The organism is Embleya sp. NPDC025285 (assembly GCF_055558835.1).
Genome location: NZ_JBVHLU010000016.1, coordinates 1 through 20,745, shown reverse-complemented (window position 1 = coordinate 20,745; position 20,745 = coordinate 1). Strand labels below are relative to the sequence as shown.

Genomic DNA, 20,745 nt, shown 5'->3' with positions numbered 1-20,745 from the left:
GGTAGGCCGCCCCTCGCCCTGTTTCGAAGTTGTCCGCCCGCAGCGGAATCCGGCGAGCCGCGCGCCGCGGCGACCTCGACCACCGGTAGGTGCCGGCCGTGTTCGTACCCGACCGCCCTGGGGTGCGCCACGATTGACATGGAGTGCACTCCAACACCTAGCGTCGTGGGCGAACGATCACGAGCCCGGGAGGCACCGACATGACCGAAACACCCACCCGATACCTGGGGGAACTGGCGGTCTCCGCACAGGGCCTGGGCTGCATGGGCATGAGCCACGCCTACGGCGCCTCGGACGACGAGCAGTCGATCGCGACGCTGCACCATGCCCTCGACCTCGGGGTGACCCTCCTGGACACCTCCGATTTCTACGGTGCCGGGCACAACGAGGAGCTCATCGGGCGTGCCATCGCCGGGCGCCGCGACGAGGTGGTGGTGGCCACGAAGTTCGGCTTCGCCAACCGCCTCGGCGAACCCACCCGGGTGCGCGGCGACGCGGCCTACGTACGGCAGGCGTGCGACGCGTCGCTGCGCAGGCTCGGGGTCGACCACATCGACCTCTACTACCAGCACCGGGTCGACCCGCGGGTGCCGATCGAGGAGACCGTCGGCGCCATGGCAGACCTGGTGCGCGCCGGGAAGGTCCGACACCTGGGCCTGTCCGAGGCCGGCGCGAACACCATCCGGCGGGCGCACGCGGTACACCCGATCACCGCTCTACAGAGCGAGTGGTCGGTGTGGACCCGCGATCTGGAGCCGGAGATCGCCCCGGTCTGCCGCGAGTTGGGCATCGGACTCGTCCCGTTCTCCCCCTCGGGCGCGGCTTCCTGACCGGCCGGTACAACTCGGTCGCGGAACTGGCGGAGACCGACGTACGGCGCAGCCAGCCGCGCTTCGCGGACGGCAACCTCGAACGCAACCTGGCGATCGTCGCGAAGCTGAACGAACTGGCCGCGGCCAAGGGAGTCACCGCCGGGCAACTCGCCCTGGCCTGGGTGCAGCACCGGGGCGACGACGTGGTCCCGATCCCCGGCACGCGGCGCCGGCGCTATCTGGAGGAGAACCTCGCGTCCCTGACGATCGCGTTGTCCGCCGACGACCTGGCCGCCATCGAGGCCGCCGCTCCGCCCGAGCAGATCGCGGGCACCCGCTACGACGCGACCAGCCTCACCTTCGTCGACGGCTGAGCCCGCCTCGGGCGCGCCGGCGTTTTCGGTAGGGCACCGTTTCCGACCCGAGTCGCCGTCGTTATCCCGGGGATCGTGGTCACGACACGTCGCGTCGCAGTGCTCGACCGGCCAACGCGCCCGTGGGTCGCCCGTCGCGCAGTGCGGCGGTCCCGTTCACCAGGACGTGCCGCATACCGCGGGCGTAGCTTGCCGGATTCGCGTACGTCGCCGTGTCCAGCACGTCCTCGGCCAAGAAGATCGCCACGTCGGCGTGTGCCCCGACCCGGAGCGCTCCTCGGTCCCGCAGGCGCAGCGTCGTCGCGGGCAGGCTCGTCATCCGCCGTACGGCCTGCTCCAGCGTCACGATCCCCTCGTCGCGCGCGTAGCGACCCAGCACCCGGGCGAAGGTTCCGAACGCCCGCGGGTGCACGGGATGGTCGGCGAAGCGTTCGTCGACCGCGGGTGCGTCCGAGTCCGAGCCCACCGACACCCAGTCCCGCTCGAAGGCGAGTCGGATGTTGTCCTCGTTGCCGATGAAGTAGGCCGCGTCGGCGTGCGGCGCGGCGAGGACGATGTCCAGCAGGGTGGTGACCGGGTCGACGTCGCCTCGGGCCTTCGCGATCTCCGCGACGGTGGATCCGGGGGTGACACCGATGTCCGGATGGTTCGACAGGATCACGACGCCTTCGGCGCCGCCGCTCATCCGCCACAGGCTTTCCCAGTCGCCGCCGTCGCGCACCGCGTCGGCGATCGGCGAGCGCTCCCGCGGATCGCCGAGACGCTCCCGGAGCCGCTCGGGTCCACCGAGGTGGAAGGGCGGCGGAATGGCGAACGCCAACGCCGTACTGCCGGCCGCGTAGGGGTAGATGTCCGCCGTGACGTCGACACCGGCCGCCCGGGCCGCCTCGATCCGGTTCAGGACCTCGCGCATCTTGGTCCAGTTGTCACGGCCCGCGGTCTTCAGGTGGTAGATCTCGGCGCGCGCACCGGAGGCCCGGGCGATGTCGAGGAGTTCCTCGACGCCTTCCAGGAGGTGATCGCCCTCGTTGCGCAGGTGCGAGATGTACAGGGCGTCATACCGCGCCAACACGCGTGCGTAGGCGATGAGTTCGGACGTGGTGGCGTAGGTTCCCGGTGGGTAGATCAGCGCGGAGCCGACCCCCAGTGCACCGTCCGCCAGTTCCTGTTCCAAAAGCGCGCACGCGCTGCCGATGTCGTCGTCGCTCAGCGGGCGATCCTCGAGGCCGGCGACGGACATCCGCAGATTGTCCGCCCCGACGAAGCTCGCCACGTTCTGGCCTACGCCGCGCGATTGAAGCTCCTCCAGGAAGTCCCGCAACCGAGGCCACGAGCGGCGGGTTCCCTCGGGGACCGCGCCGAACTCGACCATCCCCTCGGTCATCGCGCCGGCCACCGGACCGAGCGAGACGCCCTCGCCGAAGACCTGCGTGGTGACACCCTGGTAGAGGTCCGACAGGCCCCGGGGGTCCGTCTGGAGCGTGAAGTAGGCGTGGCTCAGCACGTTGACGAAGCCGGGGCAGACCACACAGCCCCGCGCGTCGATCTCGTCGCGGCCCCGGGTCGCGCCGACATCCCCGATCGCGACCACCCGCCCGGCGTCGATCGCGACATCGCCGTCGAACGCGGGCGATCCGCTTCCGTCGACGACGGATCCTTCGCGGACAACGAGATCGACCTGCATACGGAACCTCTTCGAGTACGGGTGGGCCGGTTCCCCGGTGGCGCCCCTCAGTATCGCCGCGGCCGTGCCCACGGGGTTCGGGCCCGGGCACGAGCGATACGTCGAAGGTGTGTCCATCCGTACGAAGACGAGGACGGGGACGAGGCCCCGACCGGAGAACGGGGACGAGGCCCCGACCGGAGGACGAGGACGAGGCCAGGATCGGAGGACGAGGACGACGCGGGGCCACGGCCGGAGGACGACGCCTCGACCAAGGGCGCCTCCCCCGTCGGAGCGCGCCCGCCCCGACACCGGCCCCGACCGCGCGCCCGCTACCCGGCCGCGACGCCGGACCCTACGCTGCTGTGCGTGGTTGTCGTGCAGGCCGAGATCGCCGATTCCGGAGGCGTACGTGGTGCGTGACGGTGCGAGATTCGACGTCGTCGTGGTCGGGGGCGGGCACAACGGCCTGGTCGCGGCCGCGTACCTGGCGCAGGCGGGCCGCTCGGTCCTGGTGTTGGAACGGCTCGACGAAGTCGGCGGTGCGGCGGTGTCGTGCCGGCCGTTCCCCGGGGTCGACGTGCGCCTGTCGCGATACTCCTACCTGGTCAGTCTGCTGCCTCGCAAGATCGTCGACGACCTGCGGCTGCCGCTCACGCTGCGCCGACGCCGGGTCGGCTCGTACACCCCGCTCGGCGACCGCGGCCTGCTCGTCGACGCCGCGGACCACGAACGCACCCGCGCCGAACTCACCCGCTTCGCCGGCCCGCGCGAGGCCGACGCGTGGGAGCGCTTCGGCGCGGCCACGGCGCGACTGGCCCGTCGGGTGTTTCCCACCCTGACCGAACCGCTGCGCTCCGCGGCCGAATTCCGCCGGCTGGTGGACGACGAACGCCTGTGGGACGCACTGTTCGCGCAGCCCCTGTCGGGCCTGATCGAGGCGGAGTTCACCGACGACACGGTGCGCGGCGTGGTGGCGACCGACGCTCTGATCGGCACGTTCGCCCCGATGGACGACCCCGCGCTGCGGCAGAACCGCTGCTTCCTCTATCACGTGGTCGGCGGTGGCACGGGAGATTGGGACGTACCGGTCGGCGGCATGGGAGCCGTCACCTCGGGCCTCGCGGACGCGGCCCGCGCCGCAGGCGCGCAGTTGCTCACCGGGGCGTCGGTGACCGCCGTGGATCCGGACGGCGAGGTGCGGTACACGATCGGCGACCGGGACTGTCGTGTCACGGGCGGGCACGTACTGGCCGCCGTCGCTCCCGACACGTTGGCCCGGCTCCTCGGCGAGCCTCCGGACGGGCCCGCGCCGGAGGGATCCCAGCTCAAGGTCAACATGGTCCTGGCCCGACTGCCGCGGCTGCGTGACCCGCTCGCGGACCCGCACCGGGCCTTCGCGGGCACCTTCCACGTCAACGAGGGATACGCGCAGCTCGCGGCGGCGTACGACCGCGCCGCGACCGGGGGCATGCCGGTCCTGCCGCCGGGCGAGATGTACTGCCACACCCTCACCGATCCCTCCATCCTGGGTCCGGGCCCCCGGGCGGCGGGCGTGCACACGCTGACGCTGTTCGGCCTGCACATGCCCGCGCGGCTGTTCGCCGACGACAACGACGGCGCCAGGGCGAAGGCGCTGCGCGCGATGCTCGACTCGGTCGACAGCGTCCTGGCCGAGCCGATCGAGGACTGCCTGCTGCGCGACGGCGACGGCAACCCGTGTCTGGAGGTCCGCACGCCAGTGGACCTGGAGCACGAACTCGGGCTGCCTGCGGGGCACATCTTCCACCGGGACCTGTCCTGGCCATACACCCGGGACGCCGAGGCGCACGGCACATGGGGCGTCGAGACGGCCCACGAGCGAGTCCTGCGCTGCGGGGCCGGCGCGCGCCGCGGCGGCGGCGTGAGCGGTATCCCCGGCCACAACGCGGCCATGGCGGTCCTCCGGACGAGTCCGACCCGACGCGCGCGTTGAGCAGGCCCGCGCGTCGTGTAGGCGTCGACCCCGTGGCACCACGACATCCGGGGCGCGGATGCCACGGGCACGCCCGACTCGCGCGTCGGCCGTCCGCTCGCGCCCTCGTGGCGAACCCGACGTGCCGTCCGCCGGAAACCCTCACGAACGAGGGCGATGCGCCCTAGCCTGAAACGGGATCGGTGCCGCGCGTGACGCGGGGACCGTTGGGGGGCCGTGCCGGTTTTCGGTCGCGGTGAAGCAGTGGGGGTACGGGATGTCAGGCACTACGGCACGCGCGAACGTCCTCGGCAAAACCCTGTGCGTGGGGTCGGTCGCGGGATCGCTGGTCGCCTGCGGGGTGGTCGTACAACAGGCGGCGCCCGCGTTGACCGTCGAGGTCGCCCGCATCATGATGGCGCAGGGCGGCGCGATCACGATCCGGCAGGCGCTGAAGCTCACGGTGTCGGTTGTCGGGCCGATCCTCCTGGACCAACTGACCGGCACCACCGGGTCGGGAAACGCCGTGACCCAGGTGGGCACCAAGGCCGTCGAGAACGACTGGACGATCGTGGTGCGGCGAAAGGTCGGCGCCACCGTGCAGAACACCGGGTACAAGGTCGCCTACGCGGGCAAGGTGCACGTGATCACCAACGGCCGGACCATCCAGACCTTCGAGCCCAGCAGGAAGCTGATCACCATCGACGCGGCGTCCGACACGCCCACCACCGTCGCCGTCGTCGACAGCCTGGAGCAACCCATGCGCAGCTCGGGCAAGTTCCGGGTGCTGGCGGCCGGCAAGTACACCGATTTCGACTTCGACACGGACAAACGTTCCGGCTCGCGCAAGGGCACGGACCTGCACGTGACGCTCAGCGGCCCCTCCGGCGCGCACGGCGCGGTGTACGCGAACCACTCGGGCGAGGGCAAGCCGTCCCTGTCCGACTGTGTCACCGTACGACCCGACGCGTGGACCACCGACTTCGGCAAGCTGAACATGCGCAAGCCGTACTGCGTGCAGACCAGCGAGGGCCGGTTCGGCACCTTCGGCATCAGCAGCACCGGCGAATACTCGTACACCATGTGGCAAACGGCGTCGAGCCTCCCCTGAGGCAGCCGCGGCCGGACGGTGCCGGACGGGTCCGCACCCGCCCGGAGCGGTCCGGCCGCCCGCGCTCACCCGGACGGTTCCGGCGGCTCCGGCACCGTCCGGTCGCGGAGATCCACCAACCGCCGGAGGTCGTCCTTCGCGGACTCCTTTTCCTCGGCGGTGAGTTGCACCCGATCGGCGCGCGTGAGCGCGTCCGCGGCGGTCTTCTCGTCCCCCAGGCGCCCGGCGACATCCGCACGCAGCACGAGCAGGCGCAGCAGTTGCGCGGGCGTGGGCCGCTCGTCCGGGAGGTCCAGTACTCGGTCGATGATGCTCGCGGCACCCGCCGGATCCGCCTTGGAGTCGGCGAACAACGAGGCATGGTGCAGCGCCCGGGCGAACGTCTCCTCGGGGGCGGGACGATGGTGTTGTGCCGCGCTCGTCGGCTGCCCGATGCGGAGGCAGTTGCCACCCGGATCGGTGACGAGGAACTGCCTTACCCCGTAGGACATTTCCTTCAGCGGCCCGATGCGCGGCAGCCCACGGGTCGGGATCCGTCCATACGTCGCCTTCAGGCCGGCCCGGAACGCCTCGTACAGCCCGTCGACGTCCTCGGTGTGGATGTAGCACGTGCTGTACGACTCGGCCGGCTCGTACTGCCTCAAGCCGAAGAACTGGAGCTCGATGTCACCGCGTTCGACGACCGCGTAGGGATTGGGGCTCTTCTGGAGGTAGGTCGTCTCGAACCCGAGCGCCACATAGAAGTCGACGACGGGTCGGATGGTCCGGCACGGCAGAATCGGAACGGTCTTCTCGCCCATCCGCACAGCCTAGCCGGCCCGTTTGCGCCCGCTCGCCCGACGGCCACCGGCGCATCGCCGGGTGAAGAACTGCCGATCCCACCACGACGGTGGGGCCGGTCCCGGGTGGGGCCGGTCCCACCGCGCGGGGCGGGGTCGACCCGCCGTCACCCGACCGAAGCAGCCGCCTCGTCCTCGGGCAGCGGCGCTCGGCCGACGAGCGCGCGCGGCGCGGGCGCCTTGCCGCAGAACGCCGACTCCAGGGTGTCGCCCAGGATCGTGTTCACGGTGCCGTTGTTGGTGACGTTGGCCACCGAGGTGACGCTGCGTCGGCCGTCACGAGTGGTGAACGCGTAGGTGTAGTAGCCCTGCACGGTCCCGGTGTGCCCGTAGACCGAGATGCCGCAGGAAAGATCCCGTCGACGCAGACCCAGACCGTAGAAGCGGGTCCCCGAGGTATCGCTGGGCGTCATCTGCACCATCTGGTCCAGGAGGTCGGCGCGCAGCAGTCGGCCGCCCAGCAGCGCCGAGACGAAACGGTCGAGGTCGCCCGGGCTGGAGATCATCGCTCCGGCCGACTGGGCCCAGGAGACGGTCTGTTCGGTCGAGTCCACCAGCGGCGCGCCCGCCTCGTCCGGGGTGAGGTAGCCGCGGATGCCCTTGCCGGCGATGCCGGTCGCGGGGTGCACGTACCGGGTGTCCCGCAGGTGCAGCGGGCCGATGATCCGTCGCTCGTATTCCTGCCGCACCGTGCCGCCGGTCAGCTTTTCGATCAGGGCCCCGACGACCACGAAGTTGCTGTTGGAGTACTGGTAGGTGGTGCCCGGCACGGCCGTCGCGGGATGCGCGGTGGACAGCGCGATGAGTTCGTCGTACGTGAAGACCTTGTTGCGCACCGCCTCGAAGCCCGGGACGGTTCGGGCGAACATGTCGTTCGAGTAGTCCCACAGCCCGCTCTTGTGCGTGAGCAGATGGCGCACGGTGATCCGGGTGTCCGGCAGGACGCCGGGCAGGTAGCGATCGACGGGCGCGTCCAGGTCGACGACGCCCTCACCGACCAACTGCATGAGCACGACGGTGGAGAAGGTCTTCGTCACGCTGCCGATGCGAAACCGCGCGTTCGTGTCCATGCCGGCGCCGGTCGCGGTGTCGCTCACGCCGGCCGTCTCGCGGTACACGGTGCGACCCTCGTCGATCCGGGTCATCGCCCCGGGAGCACCGGCCGCCAGTGTCCGGGTCAGGACATCGCGCAATCCCGCGAGGTCCGGTGCCGGGAGGGTCGCCGTGCCCTGCGACCGCGACGAGCCGGCCGCCTCCGGACCCGATACCTCGGCCGCCGTCGCGGGGCCGACGGTAACGGCCACGGCCAGCAGTGCGGTTGCCGCCGCGGTGCGTGTTCGTGAAATGCGTCGCAAGAGGTTGCTCCCATGTTCTTCGAACATTCTCGGCCGGGACGTCGAAGGCTCGCCGAACATGTCGGCCCACCGGACCGAGGCGACGCGGAGTACCCGCACCCGATCCCGTCGGCCCTCGAATTCCCGTCGGTCCGACGGTAGTCGATCAACGGACGCGGCTCGCCCGAGGCGTGATCGGCGCGTGGGGGTGACGGTCGTCCGGCGCGGGTGGGAACACGTGCGCGACGACGGCCCCGACCGCCCGTCGGCGGGTTACCGAGTCGTCTGCGACAGGTGGGTCTTGGCGTCCTCGTACGTACCGTTGCCGGCGGAGTCGGCGCGGGTGTAGACGAGGTGGAGCACGCCGGACCCGAACGTCGTCGACGAGATCAAACGCAGCGGGATGGTGTCGTCGCCTTCGTCGAACAACCGCATGCCCTTGCGAACCACGATCGGGTGCACCAACAGGTGCAGCTCGTCCAACAGGCCGGCTTCCAACAGCCGGCGCACGATCGAGATCGAGCCGCTGAGCGAGATGTCCCCGCCCGGCTCGTTCTTCAGGGCGGTGACGGCTGCCACGAGCTCGCCCTCGAGCTGCTCGGAATTGCGCCACGTGAAGTCGAGCTCGCGCCGCGACACGACGATCTTGCGCGCGTCGCCCAGCACCTTGGCGAAGGCCGCGTCCTCACCACCGGCCGCCTCCCGCTCCGGCCACGCCCCGGCAAAGCTGTCGTAGGTCTTGCGACCGAGCAGAATGGTCTCGGAGGTGCCCAGCATCGAACCGACCGCGGCGCCCATCTCGTCGTCGAAGTACGGGAAGTGCCACTGGTCGGGTGCCTCCACGACGCCGTCGAGCGAAACGAACAGGCCGGCGGTGATCTTCCGCATGGTGGTCCCCAGGGTGTGTCGAAGGTCGGTGAACTCTGTCGTGGGGTAGACGACCGCCGGCGGCAGAACTCATCGCGGTTTCACGATCGTTTCACGAGACATCGCGAAACCGACGGCAACCACGCCACGACCCGCGCCGCGACGAGCGCGAACGGCACGTCGCGCCATGGGAGCGGCATCGGTCCCGCATGCTCGGGGCGCCTTCGACGACCGCCTCGCCGCCGACCGTACCCTCAGATCCGCGTCTGCCGCGTGTCGTCGCCGGGTTCGGCCTCGCTCGGGCTCCCGGCGGAGGACGCCACGAGAAAGCCCCGCGCCGGGTCCTCGACGCGACCGAGAACCGGCGGCAGCGGAATGTCCGCCGCGACGCGGAACCCGCCTTCCGGACGATGTCCGGTCTCCAATGTGCCGCCGTGCAGGACCACCCGCTCACGCATGCCCACCAGGCCGTACCCGCTGCCCGCCAGTCCGGCCGGCACCGCGGCGCCGGCACCGTCGTCGAGCACCTCGACCGCGACCCGGTCGGGGAGATACCGCACCCGCACGCACGCCCGTGCGTCGCCCGCGTGCTTGCGCGTGTTGGTCAGCGCCTCCTGCACGATCCGGTACAGGGTCAACCCCGCGGCCGGCGGCAGCGGCCTCGGCTCGCCCGCCTGCTCGTAGTCGACGGGCAGGCCGGCCGCGTCCGACTCGGCGATCAGGTGGCCGATGTCCTCCATCCCGGGCCGAGAACGGGACGGCGGGTCGGCGTCGGCGTCGGCGTCCGTGCCGCGCAGCACGCCGAGCAGTTGTCGCATCTCGTCGAGCGCCGCCCGGCCGGACTCCTCCAGGGTGAGCAGCGCGCCGCGCGCGATCTCCTGCTCGGGTGTGAGCGTGGACCGCGCGCCACCGGACATCAGGTTCATCGTGGTGATGTGGTGCGAGACGGTGTCGTGCAACTCCCGGGCGATCCGCCGCCGTTCCTCGGTCACCGCCCGCTCCGCGAGCAACTGTCGGTTGAGGGCGAGTTGGTTCTGCCACTTGGCGACGCCGATGCCGATCGCGACCACCAGCACCGTCACCGCCATATCGGCGAGGACGGGCAGCAGCACACCGTTCCCGACGCGCTCGGCCCGCAACCACTGCACCGCCATACAGGCGCAGGCGGCGATCGCGGTGTCCCGGCTCCCGCGATGGCGGGCCACCGTGTACAGCGCGAACACCATCGCGCCGCCGTAGTTCTGCGAGCTCGGCGTGACCACCAGGAGGAAGGCCGCCTGGGTCACGACCGTGGCCGTGAGGACCCACACGGGGTATCGCCGGCGCAACAGGAGGAACACGGACCCCAGCACCGCCAACAGGATCCCGAGCGGCGTCACCTCGGTGCTGTCGGCACTTTCGGGCGCGACGTAGTTGAGGACGTCCCCGGCGCAGGCGAACAGCGCGATCAGCACATCGTTGCGCACGGCCCGGACGGTCACCAGGTCGCGCCAGTGCCGGGGCAACGGCTCCGGGTGCGGGCTCGCCGTGGCGCCGGCACCGGGAGCTTCCGCCGAGACCGCCTGTGGGTGTCGGAACCCCATCGTCGGTCTCCTTCGCTGCCGATCGGTGCTGCGAAATATACCGGCCATTCCTCTCGGCTATTCCTTGGCGCCGACCGCGTCGATCGGTTCGATGCGCAGGAGTCGTCGGGTGACCGGCGCGACCGCGAGTGGGGCCAGCAACAGGGCGGCGGCGCTGATCCCGAGCAGCGGCGGGATCGGTACGTAGGGAGTGCTCTCGCCGAAGGCGGCCTTGCCGAACGGGACCAGGGTGATCAGCGCGACGGCCAGGCCGAGGGCGAGACCGATGACGCCGACCAGTACCGCCTCGCCGCGCAGCACGCCGCGCACCTGGGCATGGGTGCTGCCGATCATCCGCATCAGACCGAGTTCACGACGTCGGGCGAAGGTGGACACGACCATCGTGTTGACCGCGGCGATCGTGGCGAAGCCGGCCAGGATCACCAGCATCACCTGGTTCGTCCACTTGTTGGTCTCGCGGGCCTGGTCGCGTTCCGCGGCGTATCCGGCCCGGTCCGACACCGAGGTACCGGGGTGTTGCCCGGTCGCCTTGGTGAGCGCGGCGTCCACGGCGGCGGGGTCGGCCCCGTCGGCGAAGCGGACGAGCAGGCGGCCGTCCAGGGCGGCGTCGACGTGGTGTTCCACCACGGCGCGCGGAAGGGTGACGACGGCGGTGCCCAGGCCCCGGTCGTAGGTGGCCACGAGCACGGGCTTGATCCTGGTGCCGTCGCCGAGGCGCATCTCGACGGGCTTGCCGACGCGTGCCTTGACGGTGTCGGCGGTGAGCCGGTCCATGGCAACCGCGCCGCCGGGCGGTTGGGCGGCGCCGGGGCGCAGGGCATCGAGGGTGCCCTTGCGTACACCCAGGTCCAGAACCCGGGCGAGGTCGCTGTCGGTGCCGCCGACGGCCTGTGTGGGGAACTTCTCCAGCCGGTCCGAGGTGGACATGACCACGCTGGTGGTCAGGATCGAGGTCACCGCGTCGACTCCGGGCACGCGGGCGACGTCGCCCGCGGTACGGGCCGGGAATCCGGGTCCGGTGACCACGCGGTCGGCGGTCAGGGCGGCCTCGGCCTGCTTCTCGCTGTAGTGGTCCTGCGCGGCGAACATGAACATCAGCGTGCTCGCGAACGCGACGGTCAGCGTGATCGGGGTGATCGCGGAGGCGAGCCGGCGCGAGTTGGCGCGGGCGTTGTCGAAGGCGAGTTGCCCGGGGACGCCGAACAGGCGCAGCAGGACTCCCGTCAGCCGGACGAACAGGTGCGCGACGAGTGGACCGAGCAGGCCGATGCCGAGCATGAACAGCATGATCACGCCGCTCGCCGCCGCGACCGCCTGATCGCCGGCGACCTTCATCGCGAGTCCGGACAGGACCCCGGCGCCGGCGATCGAGACGATACCGAGCACGAGTCGGAACCAGCCGACGCGGGCGCGCTCGATGCCGGCCTCGCCGAGTGCCTCGGTGGGCTTGGTGCGGGCACTGGCCCTGGCGGCGACGAGCCCGGCCAGGACCGCGGACAGGATGCCCGCGCCGACCGCGGCGAGCATCGGGATCGGGCCGATCGACAGGGTCACCCCGGTCTCGACCATGCCGCGCTCGATCATCCGGTCGAACCACCACCGGGCGAGCAGTGTCCCGGGCAGCAGTCCGGCCAGGCCGGCGATCAGGGCCACGAATCCGGCCTCGGTGGCGATCATCCGGCGGATCTGCCAGGGCGTGGCCCCCACGGCACGCAGCAGCGCGAAGTCGCGGCGGCGCTGGGCCACGGACAGCGTGGTGGCGCCGGCGACGACGAACACGGAGACCATGGCGACGACGCCGCCGAAGGATCCGCCGACCGCGACGAGCATCTCCTTGGTGTCGCCCAGGCGGGGGTATTCGACCTCGCCGCGTCCGTCGCCGGTGCGGACCTTGACGTCGGTGTCCTTCAGCGCCTTGCGCAGGTCGCCGGCGACCTTGCCGGTGGAGGCGCCGTCGGCGAGCAGTACGCCGAACGCGGTCACCTTGCCCGGGTTCCCGGCGAACCGCGGTGCCTCGGAGTCGGCGACGTAGAGCCGGGCGCCCTGGCCCGGGACCACGGCGGTGATCCGCAGGCCGGCCTCGCCCGAGGGCGTGCTCACCCGCAGCGTGCCGCCGGGCGCGGCGCCGTTGCCGGCGCGGGCCGCGGCCTCGGTGGTCAGCACCACCTCGCCGGGGCGCGGCGCCGCGCCGCCCTGCGGGGTGCCGGCCAGGCGCGCGGCGGACCACGGGTGCGCGTCGAGCACGGCGGTGGGGGTCTGCGCGGGGAAGGTGAGGTCGGGCAGGACGGCGGCGACGCCGGGCACCGCGGCGATGCGCGCGGCCAGCCCCGCGTCGATCCGGGCCCGCTCGGGCAGCGCGACCGAGACCTCCTCCTTGTCCTCGCCGCTGCCGAAGGTCTTGTGCACGCTGTTCTGGCCGGCGACCACGATCGGGGTGTCGGCGTAGCGACCGGGCGGCAGGTGCGCGCGCAGGCCGCTCTCCAGGAAGATCCCGCACATCGTCACGAGCGTGGCGGCGAACAGCAGGGCGACGAACGAGCCGATGAAGGACGCGGGCCGAAACCGCACGGAGGTGCGGGCGAGGCCGTTGGTGCGCGGCATCAGGCGGCCCGCCCCTGCGTGCGCACCGGCTGCGCCAGGGCGACCATACGGGCGGCGACCGCCTCGGGCGTGGGCTCGTGCAGGTGACCGGCGAGGTGCCCGGCGGCGAGGAAGACGACGCGGTCGGCGTAGGAGGCGGCGACCGGGTCGTGGGTGACCATCACGATGGTGGCACCGGTGTCGTCCACGGCCCGGCGCAGCAGCGACAACACGTCGGCGGCCGTGCTGCTGTCGAGCGCGCCGGTGGGCTCGTCGGCGAACAGTACGTCGGGGCGGGTGACCAGGGCGCGGGCGATGGCGACCCGCTGCTGTTGGCCGCCGGAGAGCTGGGAGGGGCGGCGACCGGCGTGCTCGTGCAGTCCGACCAGGGACAACACCTCGGCGGCGCGTCGCCGGTCGGCGCGTTCGCCCGCGAGTCGCAGCGGCAGCAGTACGTTCTTCTCGACGGTCAACGAGGGCAGCAGGTTGAACGCCTGGAAGACGAAGCCCAGACGGGTGCGGCGCAGTCGGGTGAGTTGGTTCTCGTTCATCGCGGTCAAGTCGTCGTCGCCCAGCAACACCCGGCCCGCGCCCGGCTTGTCGAGTCCGGCGGCGCAGTGCAGGAAGGTGCTCTTGCCCGAGCCGGACGGGCCCATGACCGCGGTGAAACTGCCCTTGGGGATGCTCAGGTCGATGCCGCGCAGCGCGTGCGTCGCCTGCGAACCGCTCCCGTAGGTCTTGGTGACCCCTTCGAGCCGGACGGCCGGTGGGCCCATGTCGTGCGGGGGCGGGCTCGGGGGTGCGAGCCAGCTCGGCCGGCCCGCGTACGGGGAGTGTCCGGGGTGTTCGGGGTGTTCGGGGTATCCCGGATGGCCGTGCTGTACCGGGTGCCCGGTGTGCGGTACCCGGTCCGGGCGCGGGGACGCGACGGGCCCCGTGTTCGCCCGACGGTCGCCTCGTTTGCCTCGCCCGAACATGGTGCCTCCAATGAGTTCCGACCTGCGGGAAAATCAACGCCCCCGACGCCATGGGCGTGCGGCGACGGGATGTGTGCATGCCGAACCGGGTGTGGGTCGATCCCACTCCGGTTGTGCGTCGACCCCTGTGGTTCGTGGGTCCGACAGCGCCGCTACGGCGAGGTCGAACGTGTGTGGTCGGGGGCCCGATCGACGAAGCGAACCGCCCCGCGATCCGTGTTCTCCACACTGCCAGGGCTTTTCCGGCCCGCCGTCGTACGGCGGGACGAGAATTGCGCGCGCAGGCGGTACCGGGGTACTGGTACTCGGCTCGGGCCGCGGCGCGCGGGTGCGGGGCGTATGCGCCCGTTCGGCGTCGTGTCGCCCGGGAGAACGCGTCTTCAGCGCCGCGTCGCCCGGGAGAACGCGTCGAGCCTCCCGGGCACGTGGATCGAAGTGCCGAGGAGGCTCGGGGAGTTGGGGCGCGGCATGCGCTCGACGCCGACGCCGACGCGCCGGCCGGGGTCGGATCGCCGCGAGGCGTGCGCCGATCGTGCCGTCGGGTCAGGCGCGCGGGCGGACGACCCGCACCCGGGTGACGCCGAGCAGGCCGGCCAGCGGCACCTTGGCGGTGGTCTGCTCCGGGCTCACCACGAGACCCTCGGAACGGATCCGTTCCAGCAGGTGTTCGGCCAGGGGCACGATCAGGTGTCGGCCTCGGCAGCGCTCGTTGGCGTGGCCGAAGGGGAGGAATCCCGGCTGGTTCTCCGCGTCCAGGTCCTGCCAGCGCCGCGGTCGGAACTCGTCCGGGTCGTCCCACAGATCGGGATCGCGGTGGCTGAGCAGCGGGAGCAGCAGCACGTCGTCGCCGGGACCGATCCGCGGGTCCAGGGCGGGAAAATCGCCGGACGCCACACGCAGGATGTTCCACGACGGGGGCAACAACCGGAGCGACTCCAGCACGATGTGCCGGTTCGACGCGTCCGGGTCGAACGGCGAGCCGAGCCACAGCGCGTTGGCGACCAGCGCGGACACACCCAGGCACACCGGTGCGGCGACTCGTCGGTACAGCCCCATGGCGTAGTGCCGATCGTCGTCGGCGGCGGCGGCGCGGAGCGCCAGGTGCGACATGGACGCTTCCGGGCCGGGCCTGCCGGGCCATGCCGCACTCGCTCGGACCGCCGCGCGGGCCACCACGGGCGCCGTTTCGAGTCGCGGATCGGTCAGCAGGCGAAACCTCGGGGGTTCCGGTCCGAAAAGCAGATCACGAAGATAGGCGTGGCCCGCGCGCGGCCAGATTCCGGAAAGATCGATCGAATCGGGGGCCGGCCTCTGCAATGCGTCGCGGACGTCCCGCGAGATCGCGTGCAACATGTCGTTCGCTTCCGCCCGGGAAATGGATCTTCCCTGGAGTGGCTTGAAAGTGGGTCGCTCGAATTCATGGGCCGACCTGCTCCCGAGCAGTTTGTCCATGACGTTCGGGTCGGCGACTCCGACGGTGTCGGCCTCGAGGCGAAAAACCTTCGCTCCGCGCCGATCGCGAAGGAGTTCCTCGATCTTCGGCGAGAAAACCGTGACCCGGGCCCTGCCGACCGTTTCGGGACGACTCATCGACGCTCTCCACAAGGCTCGACGCTCTCAACAAGGCTCGACGCTTCCCGCACTGCGAGCGTCCCGCGCCCGGTGCGGCCGGATGTACGGCTGCACCGGGCGCGGGACCGGACTGCGAACCGACGCTCGGTCGGGTCGAGGCGGCGCTACCGCAATGGTGTCGATCGTGCGGCGGAAGCGGGCACGACCCGCGGCGGTTCGATGATCATCCGATGCGCGAACGTGTTCCGATCAGCTGTACCAGATGAACCAGGTGGCGGACTTCAGGCTCTTCTCGGTCCTGAACCTCTTGGAGAAAGAGTTGACGATCTTCGACACGACAACCTCCAGGTGACTTGTGAACCGACCGAGTCGCATACGTGACGCGGGCGGGCCGGGGCGATAATCCATCGCTGGAGAATCCGAGTTTCCGATTCTCGTTGCCTTGGAAGTGAATCCCCGACACGAAAGGCGCGTCAATGTGACGTGGATCACAGATCAAAAACACGCACATATTCCTCACACAAACCAGGAAAACGAGCGTTTGCCGATCTTGCCGCCCGCACGGAAAGCGGATCTTCCGTCGGCCCGAAAAGCGGGCGCGAATAGAGATACTCCGGGCAAACACCTACTCCGGGCAAAGAACTCACCGACACCGCGCACGTCGACGACGGCACGCCGCGTCGGCCGAGCCCGGCCCGGGGCCGGGAGACCGGGCCGCCGACCGCACACGTGCCGATGTGCGGTTGTGTTTGTGGTAGGCCTTGCGTGAGACGGCCACCGGATGCGCCGGCCGGGATCGCTTTTTGTAGGGTTCCCACAACATAGCGGCGCCGGGATGCGTGGAGCGGCACATTGATGTACCCGGCCTTCATCGGACAGGCTGGGAGTAGGTGGAGGCGGCGCTCCGGGACCGGGACGTCGCCTTCTGTGCGTGGGTATTCGGGAGGATCAACCGGTGTTCAGTCGTGTCGCCATCGTCAACCGTGGAGAGGCCGCCATGCGGCTCATCCACGCTGTCCGGGATCTGTCGGCGGAAACCGGGACGCGGGTCGAGACGATCGCCCTGTACACCGACTCCGATCGCGACGCGACCTTCGTGCGCGAGGCCGACGTCGCCTACCCGCTGGGCCCCGCCTCGGCCCGCCCGTACCTCGACCATGCCGTCCTGGAGCGGGCGCTGGTGGAGACCGGGGCGGACGCCGCCTGGGTCGGCTGGGGCTTCGTGGCCGAGGACCCGGCGTTCGCCGAGTTGTGCGAGCGGATCGGCGTCGCCTTCGTCGGCCCGAGCGCGGAGGCGATGCGCCGGCTCGGGGACAAGATCGGCGCGAAGCTGATCGCCGAGGAGGTCGGCGTCCCGGTCGCGCCGTGGAGTCGCGGCGAGGTGGCCACCCTCGAGGACGCGCTGCGCGCCGGCGACGAGATCGGCTACCCCCTGATGCTCAAGGCGACCGCCGGCGGCGGCGGGCGCGGCATCCGCATGGTCGCGTCGGGTGCCGACCTGGCCGACGCCTACGTGCGCACCGGCCAGGAGGCGCTGCGCGCGTTCGGCTCCGGCGTGATGTTCCTGGAGCGCCTGGTCACCGGCGCCCGGCACGTCGAGGTCCAGGTGATCGCCGACGGGCAGGGCACCGCGTGGGCGCTCGGCGTCCGCGACTGCTCGGTACAGCGACGCAACCAGAAGATCATCGAGGAGTCCGCCTCCCCGGTCCTGAGCCCCGAGCAGATCGCGGAGCTGAAGGCGTCGGCGGAGCGACTCGCGCTGGCCGTCGACTACCGCGGCGCGGCCACCGTCGAGTTCCTCTACCACCCCGGCGAGAAGCTGTTCGCGTTCCTCGAGGTCAACACCCGCCTCCAGGTCGAGCACCCGATCACCGAGATCACCACCGGCACCGACCTGGTCCGCCTGCAACTGCACGTGGCGAACGGCGGGAAGCTGGACGGCCCCCGCCCGGTCGAGGCGGGCCACGCCGTCGAGGCGCGGCTCAACGCCGAGGACCCGGACCGCGACTTCGCCCCCTCGCCCGGCCGCATCACCCGGCTCGTGTTGCCCGCCGGCCCCGGTATCCGGGTGGACACCGGCGTCGGCGAGGGCGACACCATCCCGGCCGACTTCGACTCGATGATCGCCAAGATCATCGCCTACGGCCGCGACCGCGAGCAGGCGCTGGGCCGACTGCGCCGGGCGATGGCCGAGACGACCGTGATCATCGAGGGCGGCGCGACCAACAAGAGCTTCGTGATCGACCTGCTCGACCAGCCCGAGGTGATCGACGCGAGCGCCGACACCGGCTGGATCGACCGTGTCCGTGCCGAGGGCCGTCTGGTCACCCACCGGCACTCCGCGGTCGCCCTGGCCGCGGCCGCGATCGAGGCCTACCGGGACGAGGAGGAGGTCAGCCGCCGCCGACTGCTGACCACCGCGCGCGGCGGGCGTCCGCAGGTGCGCCATGACAGCGGCCGTCCGCTGGAGCTGCGCCTTCGCGGCGTCGACTACCGCGTGAGCGTCGCCCGCGTGGGCCATAAGCGTTTCCGTGTCGGCGTCTCCGGTGGCGGCGACGTGCACCCGGCGGACGTCGAGCTCGAGCGCTTCGACGCGCACAGCGGCCGGATCGTGGTCAACGGGCACCGTTTCCGCCTGGTCTCCGCCACGCACGGCCCGATCCACCTGGTCGAGGTCGACGGCGTCACCCATCGGATCAGCCGCGACGAGGGCGGCGTCGTCCGCTCCCCCGCCCCCGCGCTGGTGGTCGCGACACCGCTGTCGGTCGGCGACAAGGTCGAGTCGGGCGCGCCGATCCTGGTGCTGGAAAGCATGAAGATGGAGACGGTGCTGCGTGCGCCGTTCCGGGCTCGGGTACGCGAGTGCCCGGTGTCGGTGGGCAGCCAGGTCGAGACCGGCACGCCGCTGATGCGTCTGGAGCCGCTCGCCGACGAGGCCCCCGACGAGGAGACCGCGGGCGCCGTGCGCAGTGTCGAGATCGACCTGCCCGCCGAGCCGATCGACGCGTCCGCCGTCGAGCGGGTCGAGCGCGGCCTCGCGGACCTGCGCGGCCTGCTGCTGGGCTTCGACGTCGACCCGCAGGACCGGGCCCGCGTCCTGTCCGCGTATCCCCTCGCACGGGCCGAACTCGGTGGCCGGCCGCTGCCGGGCGAGGTGGACCTGCTGACCGTGTTCGCCGACCTGTCGGAACTCAGCCGCAACACTTCGGGCGGTGAACTCGACGTCGAGCCGGGCAGCCCGGTGCACAGCCCGCGCGAGTACTTCCACAGCTACCTGCAGAGCCTCGACGTCGAACGCGCGGGCGTCACCGAGGGCTTCCAGGCCAAGCTCCGGCGCATGCTCGGGCACTACGGCATCACCGACCTGGACCGCACACCGGAACTGGAGGCCGCGGTCTTCCGGATCTTCCTGGCCCAACAGCGGATGTCGACCGACGTCGCCATCGTCTCCGAGGTACTGCGCCGGTGGCTGGCCGGCGCGCCGCCGGCCGAACCGCTGCGCGAGCGGGCCGGATTGACCCTGGAACACCTGGTCGAGGCCACCCAGGTGCGCTTCCCGGCGGTCTCGGACCTGGCCCGCGGCGTGGTGTGGCGCTGGTTCGCCCAGCCGCTGCTGCGCCGCAACCGGGCGAAGGCGTACGCCGCGGTGCGCAACGACCTGCGGCATCTGGACGAGCACCCGGACGCGCCGGACCGCGCCGAGCGCATCCAGGCCATGGTGGCCGTCGCCGAGCCGCTGGTGCGGCTGATCGGCCGGCGGAGCGGGCGGCCCGGGTGGGATCACGGGCCGCTGCTGGAGGTGTTGACCCGGCGCTACTACGGCAACCGCGGACTGTCCGAGGTGACCGCGTCGGAGCGGGCCGGCTGCCGGTTCGTCACCGCCGAGCACACCGGCACCAGCCGGGTGACCCGCCTGGTCACCACCGCCGTCGACATCGCCGCACTGCCCGACGCCATCGGCGCGGTCGGCGCGTTCGCCGCCGACGTCGCCGAACGCGGCCTGGTCGCCGACCTGTACGTCACGTGGGAGGACCAGCCGGACGCCGACACGATGGCGGCGCGGCTCGGCGAGGTCCTGGCCGGGCGGTCGCTGCCCGCGGGCGTCGCCCGGATCACCACGACCGTGGTGGGCGCCGGCGGCGCGGTGATGCACCACCACTTCACCTTCCGTCCGGACGGCGCGGGCTTCGCCGAGGACCGACTGATCCGCGGCCTGCACCCGCAGATCGCGCGACGCCTGCAACTGGAGCGGCTGCGCGAGTTCGACCTCACCCGGCTGCCCACCGCGGACGAGGAGATCCACCTGTTCAAGGCCGTCGCGAAGAGCAACCCGGCCGACGAACGACTGTTCGCGATGTGCCAGATCCGCGACCTGACGCCGCTGCGCGAGGCGGACGGCCGACTGGTCGCGCTGCCCGCGGTGGAGGACGCGGTCACCGCGTGCATGGACGCGATCCGCAACATCCAGGCGCAGCGTCCGCAGAACAAGCGGTTCGACACCAACCGGATCATGATGTACGTCTGGCCGTCGACCGATGTGACCACCGAGGAACTCGACACGCTGGTCCAGCGCATCCTGCCGACCACGGCGGGCGCCGGACTGGAGGAGGTCCAGTTCTTGGCCCGCCGGCGCACGAGCGCGGGCGAAATGACCGAGGTCGCCGTACGGATCACCCTCGACCCCGGCCACGGCGCGGGCGTGCACGTCGGCGAGCCGTCGACGGAACCGGTGTTGCCGCTGGACGAGTACCGCCAGAAGGTGCTGCGCGCGGCCCGACGCGGCAACGTCTACCCGTACGAACTGACCGGCCTGCTCGCCGGGACCGATGGCGGCTTCGTCGAGCACGACCTCGACGAACACGGCGCGTTGGTGCCGGTGGACCGGCTCAGGGGCGGCAACACCGCGGCGATCGTCGCGGGTGTGGTCAGCACGCCCACCGAGCGGCATCCCGAGGGTGTGACCCGTGTCGTGTTGCTCGGGGACCCGACGAAGGCGTTGGGTGCGTTGTCGGAGCCGGAGTGCCGTCGGGTGATCGCCGCGCTGGACCTGGCGGAGCACCTGCGGGTCCCGCTGGAGTG

At 71.4% G+C, this 20,745-nt stretch carries 11 protein-coding genes and 1 pseudogene; 4 read left to right on the top strand and 8 right to left on the bottom strand.

Going from position 1 to position 20,745, the window contains the following annotated elements; translation table 11 throughout:
* Positions 1 to 200: 200 nt before the first annotated feature.
* Positions 201 to 1,186 (top strand): annotated as a pseudogene (locus ACZ4FV_RS13125) (aldo/keto reductase).
* A gap of 79 nt (positions 1,187 to 1,265) precedes the next feature.
* On the opposite strand, the gene ACZ4FV_RS13120 reads toward ACZ4FV_RS13125, so the two are convergent.
* On the bottom strand, positions 1,266 to 2,870 hold the full coding sequence (locus ACZ4FV_RS13120; protein WP_465322644.1) for an N-acyl-D-amino-acid deacylase family protein: 1,605 nt from the start codon (positions 2,868 to 2,870) through the stop codon (positions 1,266 to 1,268).
* A 391-nt stretch (positions 2,871 to 3,261) separates the two neighbouring features.
* On the opposite strand from ACZ4FV_RS13120, the gene ACZ4FV_RS13115 reads away from it, so the two are divergent.
* Together ACZ4FV_RS13115 and ACZ4FV_RS13110 are read left to right on the top strand one after the other, a co-directional pair.
* On the top strand, positions 3,262 to 4,824 hold the full coding sequence (locus tag ACZ4FV_RS13115; protein ID WP_465322643.1) for a phytoene desaturase family protein: 1,563 nt from the start codon (positions 3,262 to 3,264) through the stop codon (positions 4,822 to 4,824).
* 256 nt (positions 4,825 to 5,080) lie between these two features.
* Positions 5,081 to 5,914, top strand: coding sequence for a hypothetical protein (locus ACZ4FV_RS13110; protein ID WP_395860700.1), 834 nt, complete (start codon positions 5,081 to 5,083; stop codon positions 5,912 to 5,914).
* Positions 5,915 to 5,979: 65 nt separating this feature from the next.
* On the opposite strand, the gene ACZ4FV_RS13105 is transcribed toward ACZ4FV_RS13110, so the two are convergent.
* The 7 genes from ACZ4FV_RS13105 to ACZ4FV_RS13075 all read right to left on the bottom strand — a co-directional run bounded on the left by ACZ4FV_RS13105 (position 5,980) and on the right by ACZ4FV_RS13075 (position 15,684).
* On the bottom strand, positions 5,980 to 6,714 hold the full coding sequence (locus tag ACZ4FV_RS13105) for a bleomycin resistance protein (RefSeq protein WP_402233765.1): 735 nt from the start codon (positions 6,712 to 6,714) through the stop codon (positions 5,980 to 5,982).
* Between the two features lie 146 nt (positions 6,715 to 6,860).
* Positions 6,861 to 8,057 carry a serine hydrolase domain-containing protein gene (locus ACZ4FV_RS13100; protein WP_395860703.1) on the bottom strand — a complete coding sequence of 399 codons (1,197 nt, stop codon included), beginning with the start codon at positions 8,055 to 8,057 and terminating at the stop codon, positions 6,861 to 6,863.
* Positions 8,058 to 8,360: 303 nt separating this feature from the next.
* The gene (locus ACZ4FV_RS13095; protein WP_402233767.1) at positions 8,361 to 8,975 is read right to left on the bottom strand and encodes a dihydrofolate reductase family protein; all 615 of its coding nucleotides are present in this window, start codon (positions 8,973 to 8,975) and stop codon (positions 8,361 to 8,363) included.
* Between the two features lie 233 nt (positions 8,976 to 9,208).
* The gene (locus ACZ4FV_RS13090) at positions 9,209 to 10,537 is read right to left on the bottom strand and encodes a sensor histidine kinase (protein WP_395860705.1); all 1,329 of its coding nucleotides are present in this window, start codon (positions 10,535 to 10,537) and stop codon (positions 9,209 to 9,211) included.
* Positions 10,538 to 10,594: 57 nt separating this feature from the next.
* Positions 10,595 to 13,138 (bottom strand): ABC transporter permease, encoded by a 2,544-nt coding sequence (locus tag ACZ4FV_RS13085; protein WP_402233769.1) that lies wholly within the window; start codon positions 13,136 to 13,138, stop codon positions 10,595 to 10,597.
* Entirely contained in the window at positions 13,138 to 13,893 is a 756-nt protein-coding gene (locus ACZ4FV_RS13080) for an ABC transporter ATP-binding protein (RefSeq protein ID WP_395860709.1), read from the bottom strand. Before ACZ4FV_RS13080 ends, ACZ4FV_RS13085 begins: the two co-directional genes overlap by 1 nt.
* Before the next feature lie 744 nt (positions 13,894 to 14,637).
* A complete protein-coding gene (locus tag ACZ4FV_RS13075) occupies positions 14,638 to 15,684 on the bottom strand; it encodes a cytochrome P450 (protein ID WP_402233772.1) in 1,047 nt (348 codons plus the stop codon).
* 979 nt (positions 15,685 to 16,663) lie between these two features.
* On the opposite strand from ACZ4FV_RS13075, the gene ACZ4FV_RS13070 reads away from it, so the two are divergent.
* Positions 16,664 to 20,745, top strand: a 4,082-nt coding sequence (locus ACZ4FV_RS13070; protein WP_465322642.1) for an ATP-binding protein, incomplete at its 3' end; no start/stop codon positions are given.

Excerpts from the sequence above, each read along its gene's own strand:
- ACZ4FV_RS13120 (WP_465322644.1), bottom strand. The coding sequence starts at position 2,870 with ATGCAGGTCGATCTCGTTGTCCGCGAAGGATCCGTCGTCGACGGAAGC.
- ACZ4FV_RS13110 (WP_395860700.1), top strand. The coding sequence starts at position 5,081 with ATGTCAGGCACTACGGCACGCGCGAACGTCCTCGGCAAAACCCTGTGC.
- ACZ4FV_RS13105 (WP_402233765.1), bottom strand. The coding sequence starts at position 6,714 with ATGGGCGAGAAGACCGTTCCGATTCTGCCGTGCCGGACCATCCGACCC.
- ACZ4FV_RS13095 (WP_402233767.1), bottom strand. The coding sequence starts at position 8,975 with ATGCGGAAGATCACCGCCGGCCTGTTCGTTTCGCTCGACGGCGTCGTG.
- ACZ4FV_RS13090 (WP_395860705.1), bottom strand. The coding sequence starts at position 10,537 with ATGGGGTTCCGACACCCACAGGCGGTCTCGGCGGAAGCTCCCGGTGCC.
- ACZ4FV_RS13085 (WP_402233769.1), bottom strand. The coding sequence starts at position 13,138 with ATGCCGCGCACCAACGGCCTCGCCCGCACCTCCGTGCGGTTTCGGCCC.
- ACZ4FV_RS13080 (WP_395860709.1), bottom strand. The coding sequence starts at position 13,893 with ATGGGCCCACCGGCCGTCCGGCTCGAAGGGGTCACCAAGACCTACGGG.
- ACZ4FV_RS13075 (WP_402233772.1), bottom strand. The coding sequence starts at position 15,684 with ATGAGTCGTCCCGAAACGGTCGGCAGGGCCCGGGTCACGGTTTTCTCG.